This window comes from Paraconexibacter sp. (assembly GCF_059438195.1).
This window is the reverse complement of the sequence record NZ_JBLKKY010000034.1, coordinates 1-13,456: the sequence shown is the minus strand read 5'-3', so window position 1 is coordinate 13,456 and position 13,456 is coordinate 1. Positions and strand designations below refer to the sequence as shown.

Here is a 13,456-nt window from a genome sequence, read left to right as displayed (position 1 = left end):
GCGAGGTTGCGATCCATGACGTGTTGAGTTCTACCCGATCGGGAGTCGAGGCGGCGCCTGCCCTACAGCTTCGCGTCGAGGACCATCGCGCCGAAGAGCAGCGCGAGGTAGAGGAGCGAGAAGAGGTAGAGGCGCAGCGCGGATGGACGGTCGGCACGGCGCATCAGCCGGACCGCGTAGCCGATGAACAGGGCTCCGAGTCCGAGGGACCCGGCGAGGTACACCGCGCCCATCCCGCCGGCGCAGAACGGGAGCTGGGTGACGGCGTAGAGGAGGACGGCGTAGAGGAGGATCTGACGGCGCGTCTCCGCCTCGCCGCGGACGGTGGGGAGCATCGGGACGCCGACCTTCGCGTACTCCTCCTTCATGAGGAGGCTGAGCGCCCAGAAGTGCGGAGGCGTCCAGAAGAAGACGATCGCGAAGAGGTAGAGCGCCGTCCCGCTGAGCGAGCCCTCGACGGCCGCCCAGCCGACGAGCGGCGGGAACGCCCCCGCGGCACCGCCGATGACGATGTTCTGGGGCGTGCGGCGCTTGAGCCACACGGTGTAGACGAAGACGTACCCGAGGAACCCGGCGAACGAGAGCGACGCCGCGAGCGGGTTGATCGTCAGCGTCATCAGGACGAGCGACGCGGCGGCGAGGGAGATGCCGAACGTGAGCGCCGCTCGCGGGGAGACGCGGCCGGACGGGATGGGACGGTCCGCGGTGCGTCCCATCTGCGCGTCGATGTCCCGGTCGTACCAGTGGTTGACCGCGCCGGCGCCGCCGGCCGAGAGGTAGCCGCCCAGGCAGGTCAGGAGGATGAGGCCGATCGACGGCGACCCCGCCACGAGCATCGCCGCGACGGTCGTGAAGAGGAGGAGCGACTGGACCTTCGGCTTCGTCAGCGCGACGTAGTCGGCGACGAGCTGGCGGGCCGCGCTCGGGGCGACGATGTCCGCAGCGGGGACGCTGCTGGCGCGGGAGGCCTCCATCGAGGATGCGAGCCTAACGGGAGCGGCGGGCGCGCGTCGCGGGCCGCGTCAGGGAGACGCGGCCCGCGGGCGAGGGCCTCACGTCCCCGCGGGCGCCTCGGCGACGGCGGTGGCGGGGGGCGCCGGCTCGGTGTCCATCTCCTGCTGCTGGCGGAGCACCTGGCGGCGGATGTCCTTCATCGGCTCGACGGAGCGGACGCGGGGGACGGTGTCGAAGTTGTTCACCGGCGGCGGCGACTGCGTGAACCACTCGAGCGTGTTCGCCTTCCACGGGTCCGGCCCCGCGATCGCGCCCTTCTTCAGTGACCGCGCGACGTTGAGGATGGTCACGAGCACGCCGGTCGCGAGGATGAACGAGCCGATCGTCGAGATGAGGTTGTAGAGCTCGAGGTTCCCGACGTCGGGGTACTCGTAGATGCGGCGCGGCATGCCGTCGAGGCCGATCGAGTGCTGGATGAGGAAGGTGACGTGGAAGCCGATGAGCATCAGCCAGAACGAGATCTTCCCGATCCCCTCGGAGAGCATCCGGCCCGTCATCTTCGGGAACCAGTAGTAGAGACCGGCGAACACGCCGAGCACCGCGCCGCCCATGAGCACGTAGTGGAAGTGCGCGACGACGAAGTACGTGTCGTGCAGCTGCCAGTCGACGGGGAAGATCGCGACGAAGATGCCGGTGATCCCGCCGATGAGGAACGTGAAGAGGAAGCCGATCGCGAACAGCATCGCGACGGTGAACTCGATCGTGCCGCGCCAGAGCGTCGCGATCCAGTTGAAGATCTTCACGCCCGTCGGGATCGCGATGAGGAACGAGCTGAGCATGAAGAAGACGAGGACGATCGTCGGGCTCGGCGTCGAGAACATGTGGTGCGCCCACACGAGCAGCGAGAGGAACGCGATGACGATGGTGGACGCCGCGACGGCCTTGTAGCCGAAGATCGGCTTGCGCGCGAAGACCGGGAGGACCTCGGAGATCATCCCGAACGCGGGCAGGACCATGATGTAGACCTCGGGATGCCCGAAGAACCAGAAGAGGTGCTGCCAGAGGAGCGGCGAGCCTCCCTCCGAGGCGATGTAGAAGCTCGTCCCGAAGTGCCGGTCGGTGAGCAGCAGCGTCACGGCGCCCGCGATGACCGGGAGGGCGAGGATGAGCAGCACCGAGTAGATGAGGATCGACCAGACGAACAGCGGGAGTCGGCCCCAGCCCATGCCGGGCGCCCGCATGTTCGCGATCGTCACGTAGAAGTTGATGGCTCCCACGAGCGAGCCGATGCCGGTGAGGTGGACGAGGAAGATCCAGGCGTCGACGCCGCCGTTCGGCAGGTACTGCGACGAGCTGAGCGGCGTGTAGCAGGTCCATCCGCACTCGGGCGGCGAGAAGAAGATCGACGCGTAGAAGACGAGGCCGCCGGCGGCGAGGAGCCAGAACGAGAGGGCGTTGAGCTTCGGGAACGCCATGTCGCGCGCGCCGATCATGAGCGGCACGAAGTAGTTGCCGAAGCCGGCCATCACGGGGACGACGAACAGGAAGATCATCGTCGTCCCGTGCATCGTGAAGAGCTGGTTGTAGACCTCCGGCGAGAGGAGGGTGTTGTTCGCCTGCGCGAGCTGCAGGCGGATCATCAGCGCCTCGACCCCGCCCATCACGAAGAAGACGAAGGTGAGGACCAGGTACATGATCCCGATCTTCTTGTGATCGGTCGTCGTGACCCAGGAGGTCCAGCCCGTCGGCTCGGGCCTCACGGATCGCGCGGCGATCTGGGGCACCGCGGCGGTGGCGGTCGAGGTGGCGTGCGTCGTGGCCATAAGAGGTGAGGGTCCTTCTCGGGTCAGGGCGTGGGGGTCGTCTGCGCGGCGCCGTCCTGGTCGCCGGACTCGGGCTCGGGCGCGGTCTCGTCACCGGTCGCGGGGAGGTCGCGCTCGTCGCCGCCGACCGGGTCGGTGTTCGTCTCGCCCGCCGTCTCGCTCTCGAGCGCGCGGCGCTGCTTGGCTGCGGCGGCGTTCGCGTCGCTGATCGCCTCCTTCTGCTGGGCGATCCACTGCGCGTACTCCTGCGCGGGCACCGCGCGGACCTGCGCGGTCATCTCGGCGTGGTTGCGGCCGCAGAGCTCGGCGCACTGGCCGCGGTAGACGCCGGGCTCGGGGATCTTGAACCAGGTGTAGTTCGTGTAGCCGGGAACGGCGTCGAACTTGCCGCCGAGCTGCGGGATCCACCAGGAGTGGGCGACGTCCTGGGCCTCGATGTCGAGGGTGACGGTGGTGCCGACCGGGACGACCATCTCGTGGTAGGAGAAGACGTCGTTGAGGACGTTGCCGTCCCCGTCGTCGTAGGTGTAGCGCCAGACGTACTGCTGGCCGTTCACCTTGATGTTGAGGCTCTTGCCGTCGGGCGGCAGGCGCTTGCCGTCCGCGGGAGCCGTCGTGGAGGCGAACTGGATGCCCTCCGGGTCGGAGTTCTCCGGGTTGCGGATGCCGCCGAGCTGGGTGAACGTGACGACCGCGAGGACGACGAGGATGAGGGCCGCGCCGACGGTCCAGCCGATCTCGAGACGCGTGTTGCCGTGGATCTGCGCAGCGACGGCGCCCTTCCGTGCCCGGTACTTGACGACCGAGTAGGCGAGGGTGCCGGCGACGACGACGAAGATGACGATGGCGATCGCGAGGACGACCTTGTAGAGCGTGTCGATCTTGTCGGCGTTCGGCGAGCCGCCGTCCTCCGGGGTGAGGAAGTCGGCGGAGGCCGTCCCCGTCATGAGCAGGCTGAGCCCGACGGCGGCGGTGAGCGCGAGGAGGAGGCTGCGGCGCTTGTTGGAGAAGACGTTCATATGGCGCAAGGCGGCGGGGATTCTAGTCACGATTGGACGGGATCAGAGGTCAGCGGGCGCCTCAGCGCCCCTGGAAGGCGGGCGGACGCTTCTGGGCGAAGGAGAGCACGCCCTCGACGAAGTCGGCGCTGCCCGCCATCTCCTGCTGGATGTCGGCCTCGAGCGCGAGCTGGGCCGTCATGTGGTGCATCTGGGAGGCGTTGAGCTGGCGCTTGGCGCCGGCGTACGAGCGAGTGGGCCCGTTCGCGAGGCGCTCGAGGAGCTTCTCGGCCTCGGCGCGGAAGACGTCGTCGGGGTGGACGCGGTTGATGAGGCCCCACTCGAGGGCCTGTGCGGCCGGCACCTTCTCGCCGAGCATCGCCATCTCGGCGGCGCGTGCGACGCCGACGCGTGCGGGCACGAAGAGGGAGGAGCCGCCGTCGGGCACGAGCCCGATGTTCACGAAGGCGAGGAGGAAGTACGCGGACTCGGCGGCGACGACGAGGTCGCCCGCCAGCGCGATGCCGAGCCCGACGCCCACGGCGGGGCCGTTGACGGCGGTGAGCACCGGCTTCTCCATCGTGCGCAGGAGCTCGATGATCGGGTGATAGCGCTCGTGCAGGACGCGGCGGAGGTCCGGCTTGCCGTCCTCGGTCACCGGCGGCGCCTCGCCCTCGTTCTCGAAGGACGTGAGGTCGGCGCCCGACGAGAACGCCCGGCCGGCGCCCGTCAGCATCACCGCGCGGATCTCGTCGTCGTCGGCGATCGCCGTCAGCGCGGCGACGAGGTCCGCGCTGAGGGTCGCGTTGAACGCGTTCATGACGTCGGGGCGGCCGAGCTCGACGATGACGGCCGTCCCGGCGCGGGTGACGGAGACGGTCCGCAGATCGAGCCCCAGCACGTTCTCGCTCATGACGCGGCACCCTATCTCCGCGTACGCTCAGGCGGTGTCCCGACCCGTCATCGGCCTTCCCGCGGAGGTGGAGACCGTCCGTCACGGTCCGTGGGAGGAGCCCGTCGCGTTCCTGCCCACGGCCTACGCCGAGGCCGTCCAGCGGGCGGACGGCGTCGCGGTCATGCTCGTCCCGGACCCCGGGCGGGAGGACGACGCCGACGAGGTCCTCGACCTCGTCGACGGGCTCGTCCTCACCGGCGGCACCGACGTCGACCCGGGCAGCTACGGGGCCGAGGCGGGGCCCGCGACGGTGAGGACGACACCCGCCCGCGACGCGTTCGAGATCGCGCTCGCGCGAGCCGCCCTCGACCGCGACCTCCCCGTCCTCGCGATCTGCCGGGGGATGCAGATCCTCAACGTCGCGGTGGGCGGCACGCTCCACCAGCATCTCCCTGATCTCGTCGGGACCGAGGAGCACCGGCGCATCCCGGGCCGCTGGCCGGGCAACGAACACGAGGTCGAGCTCGACCCCGCGAGCCACGCGGCGCGGCTCGCGGGCGAGGCGCGCCACCGCGTCCTCAGCCATCACCACCAGGGCGTGGACCGGCTCGGGGAGGGGGTCGTCGTGACGGGGCGCTCGCCGTTCGACGGGCTCGTCGAGGCGATCGAGATCCCCTCGCGCCGCCTCGCGGTCGGCGTCCAGTGGCATCCGGAGGCCGATCCCGCGAGCGAGGTCGTCGGGCGCTTCGTCTCCGAGGTCGCGGCGGCGCGCTCGGTGCGCTGAGCGTCCGGCCGGCCCTCAGCGCACCGGGATCCGCGTCACCGCGCCGTCGGGGGCGGAGGCGACCCAGACCGCCCGGTCGCCGGCGGCGATCGCGACCGGCGCGCGGCCGACGTCCCCGATCCCGTCCTCGGCGACCTCGGCGCTCTCGGCGTCGATGCGGGTCAGCGTCGCGTCGAGCTCGTTGGTCACCCAGACCGATCCCTCGAGCGTGGCGACGCCGCGCGGGCCGTCGCCGACGGCGATCGCCGACGTCTCGTACGGCGCCTCGAGGTCGATGCGGACGACGGTGTCGTCCCCGGCGCTCGCGACCCACGCCGCGCCGGCTCCCACGGCGATGCCCCGCGGGGCCGCGCCGGCGGCGACGGTCGTCGCCTCGCGCGTCTCGGCGTCGATCCTCGTGACCGCGGGCGCACCGCGGGAGACGACCCACACGGCGTCCTCGCCCACGTCGAGATCCTGGACCCCGCCGTCGACGGCGATCGTCTCGACGGCGAGCGTCTCCGGGTCGACGCGCGCGATCGCTCCAGAGGCGCCGTCGTCGGCGTTCCGGACCGCGACCCAGACCGCGCCCGCTCCGGTCCGCACCCGCACCGGGGAGCCGGGCGGCAGCTCGACCGCGTCGCCGCGTCGCTCACCGGTCCGGGGGTCGAGCCGCAGGAGCGACCCCGTCTCCTTCGTCACCCAGGCGCTGTCGAACCCCGACGCGACGGAGAGCGCTCCGGACCCGACGTCGGGGCGCGCGATCGTCCGCCCGGTCGCGGCGTCGAGGATCGTCATGCGGTCGTCGGGGTGGGAGACGACGAGGACCCGTCCCCCGTCGGCGGCGACGTCGTTGGGCCGCGAGCCGACCCGGAACGCCCCGGTGGGGTCCTCGGCGGGCCCCGGGGCCGTGTCGGCGACGGTCACCGGCCCGTCGGGGAGCGGCTCGTCGTCGCCGCCTCCGAGCAGCAGCGCGACGACGACGCCGAGGACGGCGATCGGCGCGAGGACCGCGAGGAGGACGAGCGGGCGCGGGGGACCGGAGCGGGCGTCGTCCGCCGGCGCGGCGGGCGGCGGGGCCGCGGTGTCGTGCGGCGCACGCGGCCCGGACGCCGCGGGGGCCGAAGGCGGCGCCGGGGCCCGGGCGGGCTCGGCGACCGAGGCGGGCGGCGTGACGTCGGGCCGCGCGAGCTCCGCTGCCGCGTCGTCCACTTCCTCCTGCGCCGAGCGCAGCGGCGCGGCCGCCCCGGTGGCGACGACCCGGCCGGGGGCCGACGCGAGAGCCGTGCCGCCGCGCGTGGCCGCGAGCGCGGCCCGGCCGAGGTCTCCCGCCGACGGGAACCGATCGCGGGGGTCCTCGGCGAGGGCGCGCTCGACGACGGCGGCGAGCGCGGGGGGCGGGTCCTCTCCGAGCATCAGCCCGAGGAGCGCCCCGAGCGCGTGGACGTCGGTGCGCGCGTCGATGCGCTCGCCGCGCACCTCCTCCGGGGCGGGGGTGGACGACTCGTCGGCCGCGGCGCCGATCGCGGGTCCGAAGCCGGTGAGCACGACGTGCCCGCTGTCGTCGACGAGCACCACCTCGCCGGTGAGGCAGCCGTGCACGACCCCGGCGGCGTGTGCGGCGTCGAGGGCGGCGGCGACCTGGCGCGTGACCTGCGCGGCGCGCTCGGGCGACAGGCTGCCGTCGCGGGCGACGACGGCCGAGACCAACGTCCCCTCCGGGAAGCGGATGCCCGCGTGGAGAAGGCCGTCCTCCTCACCCCAGACGACGAGCTCGGCGATGTTCGGGTGCGCGGTCGCGGCGACCGCCTCGACCGACGCGAGGATCTCGCGCCGGGTCGGCTCGTCGACCGACGCCGCCTCGACGGTCGTCAACGCGACCCTCCGGCCGGTCCCCTCCTCGCGCGCGAGGTGGATGACCCCCCGGTCCCCGCGTGCGAGGACGCCGAGGATCTCGAGGCCGGCGAACGAGGTCCCACTCTGCATCTCGGGCACGCCACGGTTTCTACCCGAGCGGGCGGCGCACCGCGGACGGCCTCCCCGCGCGCGGGCGAGGCGACCTTCTAGACTGCCGCGCCGTGCGCACCGCCAGCGCCATGCGGGCGTGCGCGTGGGGGGTGCTCGCGGTCGGGGTCGCCGCGCCCCTCGTGCGCCGTCGCCTCCGCCTGCCTCCGCCGGTCGTCACAGCGACCGCCGCCGCCGCCCCCGTCGCGCTGTGCGTCGCCGTGCGCCGGTCGCGGACCCGCGACGTCGCGGCCTGTGCGCTCCAGATGTGGGCGTACCTCGCGACCTACGAGATGCCGAACGACGACCCGGAGCGGCTCCGCGAGCGCGTCCGCGTCGACTACCCCGTCCGCGTCGACCGCGTGCTGGGGCTCGGCGAGCTCCCCGGCGCGCGGCTCCAGAGGGCGCTCGGCTCCGACGGCGCCGTCCGGCCCCCGGAGCAGGTGCTCGTCTGGGCGCACTGGCTCTGGTTCCTCGTCCCGCACGGGACCGTGCTCTACATCCTGCTCCGCGAGCGCGAGCGGTTCCCGCGGGCCGCGGCGATGACCTACGCGGTCTTCGACCTCGGGCTGATCGGCTACTGGGCCGTCCCGACGGCTCCTCCGTGGTACGCGGCGCAGGTGGGCCGGGCACCGGAGATGCGCCGCATGATGGTCGAGCACGGAGAGGTCTTCTGGAAGGAGCGTTGGGAGCCGATGTACGGTGTCCTCGGCGGAAATCCCCTCGCTGCCATGCCCTCGCTGCACTTCGCGACATCCGTCATGGCCGCTCATCTCCTCAGCGAGAGCGGGCGACCCCAGGCCGCGCTCGGCTGGGGGTACGCGGGGACGCTCGGCTTCGCGCTCGTCTATCTCGGTGAGCACTACGTCGTCGACCTCCTCGTCGGGCTCGGGCTCGCCGAGGGCGTCCGCCGCGCCGCTCCCCGGGCGGCGCCCGTCGCGCGCGCGCTGGCGCGCGCCGTCTCCCGGCTCGAAGCGAGGGCCCACGCGGCATGAGCGAGGACCGTCGCCCGGGGGACGACCGCGCGGCCGAGACGCGCGGACGACCCCAGGGGGCGGCGCCGGGATGTGAGGAGGGCACGGACCAGGAGCGGGCCCCGCGGCCGGAGCTCGACGGGCCGCCCGTGCGGTCGGGGCACCACCACGCGCACCACTACGAGCGCCTGGCGGACGCCCCCCGCGTCGTCGCCGAGCTCGCGGGGGAGGCGCTCTCGACGCAGGACGTCGAGGACGACGACGAGGAGATGCCGCGCGTCCAGGTGACGCGCCGCATGCTCATCTTCGGCGCGGCGTTCATCCTCGGCACCGTCGCCTTCTTCTACTTCGTCCTCCCGCAGCTCAGCGGCCTCGAGGACACGTGGAACCGGATCGAGGACGGCGACCCGTGGTGGCTCGCGGCGGCGTTCCTCTTCAGCGTCCTCTCGTTCGCCGGCTACGTCGGCCTCTTCCAAGGCATCTACGTCTCCGGCCCCGCGAAGGAGCGGATCGGCTACCGCGAGAGCTACCAGATCACGATGGCGAGCCTCGCGGCGACCCGTCTCTTCGCTGCGGGCGGGGCCGGGGGGATCGCGCTCACCGCGTGGGCGCTGCGGCGCAGCGGGATGTCCCGCCGCGAGGTCGCCGACCGGTCGATCGCGTTCCTCACCCTCACCTACATGGCCTACATGCTGGCGCTCGTGCTCTGCGGGTACGGGCTGAGGTGGGGGATCCTCGAGGGGGATTCGCCGTTCGGCGTCACGGTGATCCCCGCGATCTTCGGGCTCTCCGCCATCGCCATCGGCCTCCTCATGACCGCGGTCCCGCAGGACTTCGAGCGGCGCTTCGAGCGCTGGTCCGGCCGCGAGGGGCGCATCGCCCGCATCGCCGTGCGCCTCTCGACGGTCCCGGCGGCGATCTCGACCGGCGTGCGCATCGCGGTCCGCCACATCGCGGCGCGAGACCCTGCGCTCGTCGGGGTCATCGCCTACTGGGGCTTCAACATCGCGATCCTGTGGGCGTGCTTCCACGCCTTCGGCGAGGCGCCGCCGTGGGCGGTCATCGTCATGGGGTACTTCGTCGGCATGCTCGGCAACCTGCTTCCGCTGCCGGGCGGCGTGGGCGGCGTCGACGGCGGGATGATCGGCGCGTTCGCCGCGTTCGGGGTCGACGTCGAGCTCGCGCTCGTCGCCGTGCTCACCTATCGCGTCTTCGCGTTCTGGCTGCCCACGGTTCCGGGCATCGTCGCCTACTTCCAGCTGCGCAGGACGGTCGCGCGCTGGCGCGAGGAGCGCGGGGCGGGCCGCCAGGAGGCCGCCGCGGTCCCCGCGTCGGCGAGGACGTACTATACGAAGTGAAGTGACAAGGGACCCGAACCGGAGCGACATGGCCGACATCGAGAACGTCATCATCATCGGCAGCGGACCCGCGGGCTACACGGCCGCGCTGTACACCGCGAGGGCCGACCTCGAGCCGCTCGTCGTCGAGGGATTCATGTGGGGTGGGCTCCTGCAGCAGACCACGGACGTCGAGAACTACCCCGGCTTCCGCGACGGCATCCAGGGCCCCGAGCTCATGCAGACGATGCGCGACCAGGCCGAGCGCTTCGGCGCGCGCTTCATCACCGACCAGGCCGAGGCGGTCCAGCTCGCCGAGGAGCCGGGTGGCGTCCACGTCGTCACGGTCGGCGGCGAGGAGCACCGGGCCCGCACGGTCATCCTCGCGATGGGCGCCGAGCACAAGAAGCTCGGCGTGCCGGGCGAGGAGGAGCTCTCCGGGGCCGGCGTCTCCTACTGCGCGACGTGCGATGCGGCGTTCTTCAAGGACCGCGACATCGTCGTCGTCGGCGGCGGCGACTCGGCCATGGAGGAGGCGATCTTCCTCGCGAAGTTCGGGACGAAGGTCGTCGTCGTCCACCGTCGCGACGAGTTCAGGGCGTCGGCGATCATGGTCGACCGCGCCCACGAGGTCGAGAACATCGAGTGGATGACGCCGTACACGGTCGACGCGTTCCTCGAGGGCGACGGCCCGTTCGAGCGGATCGCGCGCCTGCGGCACGCCGAGACCGGCGAGACGACGGACGTCCCGATGGGGGGCGCGTTCATCGCGATCGGGCACGAGCCGCAGTCCGAGATCGTCCACGGGCAGATCGACGTCGACGACGACGGCTACGTCCGCGTCGACGGGCGCTCGACGCGGACGAACCGGCCGGGCGTCTTCGCCGCCGGTGACCTCGTCGACCACACCTACCGGCAGGCGATCACGGCGGCCGGCAGCGGCTGCCAGGCCGCGCTCGACGCGGAGTGGTACCTGCGCGACACGCCGGCGGTCCCGACTCCCGCCAGCCTCGAGGGCAGCGGCGACCTCGCCGAGTCGCAGTGGAGCGCGCACGGGACCGGTCCCGCGGCCTGACGGCCCGTCGCGAAGACGGGCCACGGCGGGTACTGTCGGGCCCGTGACCGCGCCCGGCACGGAGATCAGGGTCGAGGCGCTCGACGCCGTCGACGAGGCGTGGGCGACGTGGCCCCGGGGTGACCGTCCCGGCGCCCTGCGCGCCGCCGCGGCCGCGGTGCGGGCCCGCCTGCGCGAGGACGCGCCGGTCGAGGCGGTGCGCACGGTCGACCTCGCGACCGTCCCGATCGCCCCCGAGGACGCGCTCGGCGGCGTCGTGCGACCCCTGGCCGGGGCGGCACGCGCCACGCACCGCCTGCTCGTCGTCTCCTACGAGGACCTCGACGGGGTCCGCCGCATCCTCGTCTGGGAGCCCCGCGTCGCCGACGAGCACGCTCCCGGGACCCGGGAGCGCGACTCCGTCGAGTCGGCTCTCGCCCTGCTCGGCCTGCGCGTCGACGACGTCGACGTCGTCGGCGTCAGCCATCTCCACGGCCTCGATCCGCGTCTGCTCCTCGGCACGACGATGCCCGTCGGGCCCGACCGGGCCGTGCGCCCGCCGCTCCTCCCCGACGCGGACGTCCTCGTCGGCCGCGCGGAGATCGACGCCGTGCGCGCCCTCCATCCGCTGCAGGAGGCCGCCTACCGGGGCGCGCTCCACGGCGTCCGCGACGACCGCCTCGTGCCGCTCGAGGGCTCGATCGTCCTCGGGCGCGGCGTGGCGATCGTGGCGACCCCCGGCCACACGGACGGGCACCGCTCGCTCGTCCTGCGCACCGCGGGAGGGATCTGGGTCGCGTCCGGCGCCGCGCACGCGGCCGACGCCTGGCACCCGCACCTCTCGCGCTGCCCGTCGGTGCGGCGTGCGGTCGCCGCGGCCGCGCCGGAGGTGCTCGCCGGCCGCAGCGCCGAGGACGCCGTCGACGCCTACGACGCCATGGTCCTCGAGCGTGCGATCGCCGACGCCCACCGCGACGATCCGCGGTGGCGCTGCGTCCTCCCGACGGTCGAGCTCGAGCCGAGCCGGCGCGACTGGCCGCTGCGCGGGACGTTCGCGCACGGCGGTCTCCATCTCGGCGTCCTCCGCCGGCCGCCGCGGTAGCGCCCTCGGTCAGCCCCCGGCGTCGCGCCGGACGCGACCGAGCGGGTCGCGCGGGAGACGCGGCGTGGTCGTGACGACGGGCGTCCCCAGGCCGGGCGCCACGCCGAGGGCCGCGGCGACGCGCTCCGCGGCGGCGTCGAGATCGACGGTCGCGCCGTCGGCGGGTTCGATCTGCGCGTGCGGGGTGCCGTCCGTGGCGCCGGTGACGAGGACCGCCGCGACGGCGTCGTCCTCGAGCACCGCGTCCTCGAGCTCGGCGGCGAGCACCGGCCCGCCGCTCGTCGCGAAGCGCGGGTCCGTCCGGCGACCGAGCACGACGAGGTCGCCGTCGGGCGCGCGCCGGCCGAGATCGCCCGCCGTCGCCGCCGGATGCGCCGCGAGGGGCGAGGTGACGTGGATGACGCCCACGCCGCCGGCCGGCGCGCCGTGGCCGCCGTCCTCGGCGCGCAGCTCGACGTCCACGCCCGCGAGGGGAAGGCCCGCCGAGCCGGCTCGCGGCGGCGCGCCGGTCGGGTCGGTCGCGGCGACGGGCCCGGTCTCGGCGGAGGCGTAGAGGACGGTGAGCGACTCCTCGCCGATGAGGTCGCGGCCCCGGGCGGCCCAGCGCGGTGCGAGGCGCCCGCCCGCGACGAGGACGCGGTCGAGGCTCGTGGTGTCGGAGAGCTCGAGGGTCTCGGGGTCGAGTCGCGTCACCGCGTCGAGGAGGGCCGGGGTCACGACGGCCGTGCGCGGCTCGTGGTCGCCCACCGCCTCGAGCCACGCCGACGGGCTCGGGTCCGGCACGACGACGAGGACGCCGCCGGCGAGGAGCGCGACGTTGGCGCTGAGGAGCGCCGGCGGCAGCCACACCGGGCCGGCCATGAGGTGCCGGCCGGTCGGCCCCTGCCCGGCGCGCGTCGCGAGGTCCCCGACGAGGAGGGAGAGCGTCGCGCGCTCGGACGGGGTGTCGGCGATGTCGACGTGCCGGGGGGCGTCGGAGGTGGCGCCGGCGCTCGCGGCGACGCCGTGCGGGGCGGTCGTCACGCCGCTGTGCGGAGGCTCGGTCGCCGGCGCGCCGGCGAGGAGAGCCTCGTAGGCGTCCCCGAGCACGATCGCCCCGCCGGCGGCGGCCGGGTCGTCGGTGAGGAGGACCTCGACCCCGGTCGCCGCGAGCTGCGCGCTGAGCGCGGGCGGGGGCGAGGGGACGAGCGGGACGGGGACGGCTCCGTGCGCGGCGAGGGCGAGGAGCATCTCGGGGAGCTCCGCGCGCGGGGCGTCGAGGTGGAGGCCGACGCGCGTGCCCCGGCACACCCCGTGGCGGTCGGCGAGCGCGAGGGCGAGGCGGCCGGCGCGCTCGGCCGACTCCGCGCGCGTGAGGGTCCGGCCGGTGCCGTGCTCGACGACGAGGACGTCGTCGGGCCTCAGCTCGGCGAGGTGCTCGAGGGTGCCGGGGCGCGGTGCGGCCATGCGGCCGCACGCTAGCGGCGCGGGCCCCGGTCAGGCGGCGCGGCGCGGCGGGGGCGACGACGTGGCCGGGCGGCGGGCCGCCGGGGTCGTGGGCGCACGGGGCGCC

Annotated in this window: 11 protein-coding genes; 5 read left to right on the top strand and 6 right to left on the bottom strand. The window is 74.0% G+C overall.

What is annotated here, in order from left to right:
• Positions 1–62: 62 nt before the first annotated feature.
• The 4 genes from ACME2J_RS12670 to ACME2J_RS12655 form a co-directional block, all read right to left on the bottom strand.
• Positions 63–974, bottom strand: a complete 912-nt coding sequence (locus tag ACME2J_RS12670; protein WP_495545283.1) for a heme o synthase — start codon at positions 972–974, stop codon at positions 63–65.
• Positions 975–1,052: 78 nt separating this feature from the next.
• Positions 1,053–2,777 carry a cytochrome c oxidase subunit I gene (ctaD, locus tag ACME2J_RS12665; RefSeq protein WP_495545282.1) on the bottom strand — a complete coding sequence of 575 codons (1,725 nt, stop codon included), beginning with the start codon at positions 2,775–2,777 and terminating at the stop codon, positions 1,053–1,055.
• 23 nt (positions 2,778–2,800) lie between these two features.
• Entirely contained in the window at positions 2,801–3,796 is a 996-nt protein-coding gene (gene coxB, locus ACME2J_RS12660) for a cytochrome c oxidase subunit II (protein WP_495545321.1), read from the bottom strand.
• Positions 3,797–3,857: 61 nt separating this feature from the next.
• Positions 3,858–4,688, bottom strand: a complete 831-nt coding sequence (locus ACME2J_RS12655) for an enoyl-CoA hydratase/isomerase family protein (protein ID WP_495545281.1) — start codon at positions 4,686–4,688, stop codon at positions 3,858–3,860.
• Positions 4,689–4,722: 34 nt separating this feature from the next.
• On the opposite strand from ACME2J_RS12655, the gene ACME2J_RS12650 reads away from it, so the two are divergent.
• Positions 4,723–5,454: a gamma-glutamyl-gamma-aminobutyrate hydrolase family protein gene (locus ACME2J_RS12650; protein WP_495545280.1), complete on the top strand. Its 732-nt coding sequence runs from the start codon at positions 4,723–4,725 to the stop codon at positions 5,452–5,454.
• Between the two features lie 15 nt (positions 5,455–5,469).
• On the opposite strand, the gene ACME2J_RS12645 is transcribed toward ACME2J_RS12650, so the two are convergent.
• Positions 5,470–7,419: a protein kinase domain-containing protein gene (locus tag ACME2J_RS12645; protein WP_495545320.1), complete on the bottom strand. Its 1,950-nt coding sequence runs from the start codon at positions 7,417–7,419 to the stop codon at positions 5,470–5,472.
• A gap of 92 nt (positions 7,420–7,511) precedes the next feature.
• Between ACME2J_RS12645 and ACME2J_RS12640 the strand changes: the two genes are divergently transcribed.
• Genes ACME2J_RS12640 through ACME2J_RS12625 form a run of 4 tightly spaced genes read left to right on the top strand, consistent with a single transcriptional unit; the run spans position 7,512 to position 11,904 of the window.
• Positions 7,512–8,432, top strand: a complete 921-nt coding sequence (locus ACME2J_RS12640) for a phosphatase PAP2 family protein (protein WP_495545279.1) — start codon at positions 7,512–7,514, stop codon at positions 8,430–8,432.
• On the top strand, positions 8,429–9,769 hold the full coding sequence (locus ACME2J_RS12635; RefSeq protein ID WP_495545278.1) for a lysylphosphatidylglycerol synthase transmembrane domain-containing protein: 1,341 nt from the start codon (positions 8,429–8,431) through the stop codon (positions 9,767–9,769). Before ACME2J_RS12640 ends, ACME2J_RS12635 begins: the two co-directional genes overlap by 4 nt.
• A 28-nt stretch (positions 9,770–9,797) precedes the next feature.
• Complete coding sequence (gene trxB / locus ACME2J_RS12630) at positions 9,798–10,823, top strand: thioredoxin-disulfide reductase (RefSeq protein ID WP_495545277.1); 1,026 nt, start codon at positions 9,798–9,800, stop codon at positions 10,821–10,823.
• Between the two features lie 43 nt (positions 10,824–10,866).
• Complete coding sequence (locus tag ACME2J_RS12625; RefSeq protein ID WP_495545276.1) at positions 10,867–11,904, top strand: MBL fold metallo-hydrolase; 1,038 nt, start codon at positions 10,867–10,869, stop codon at positions 11,902–11,904.
• A 9-nt stretch (positions 11,905–11,913) separates the two neighbouring features.
• On the opposite strand, the gene ACME2J_RS12620 is transcribed toward ACME2J_RS12625, so the two are convergent.
• Positions 11,914–13,350: an AMP-binding protein gene (locus ACME2J_RS12620; protein WP_495545275.1), complete on the bottom strand. Its 1,437-nt coding sequence runs from the start codon at positions 13,348–13,350 to the stop codon at positions 11,914–11,916.
• Positions 13,351–13,456: the final 106 nt, after the last annotated feature.

Coding starts and splice junctions, on each gene's coding strand:
- coxB (WP_495545321.1), bottom strand. CDS start 3,796: ATGAACGTCTTCTCCAACAAGCGCCGCAGCCTCCTCCTCGCGCTCACC.
- ctaD (WP_495545282.1), bottom strand. CDS start 2,777: ATGGCCACGACGCACGCCACCTCGACCGCCACCGCCGCGGTGCCCCAG.
- ACME2J_RS12635 (WP_495545278.1), top strand. CDS start 8,429: ATGAGCGAGGACCGTCGCCCGGGGGACGACCGCGCGGCCGAGACGCGC.
- ACME2J_RS12670 (WP_495545283.1), bottom strand. CDS start 974: ATGGAGGCCTCCCGCGCCAGCAGCGTCCCCGCTGCGGACATCGTCGCC.
- ACME2J_RS12655 (WP_495545281.1), bottom strand. CDS start 4,688: ATGAGCGAGAACGTGCTGGGGCTCGATCTGCGGACCGTCTCCGTCACC.
- ACME2J_RS12645 (WP_495545320.1), bottom strand. CDS start 7,419: ATGCAGAGTGGGACCTCGTTCGCCGGCCTCGAGATCCTCGGCGTCCTC.
- trxB (WP_495545277.1), top strand. CDS start 9,798: ATGGCCGACATCGAGAACGTCATCATCATCGGCAGCGGACCCGCGGGC.
- ACME2J_RS12620 (WP_495545275.1), bottom strand. CDS start 13,350: ATGGCCGCACCGCGCCCCGGCACCCTCGAGCACCTCGCCGAGCTGAGG.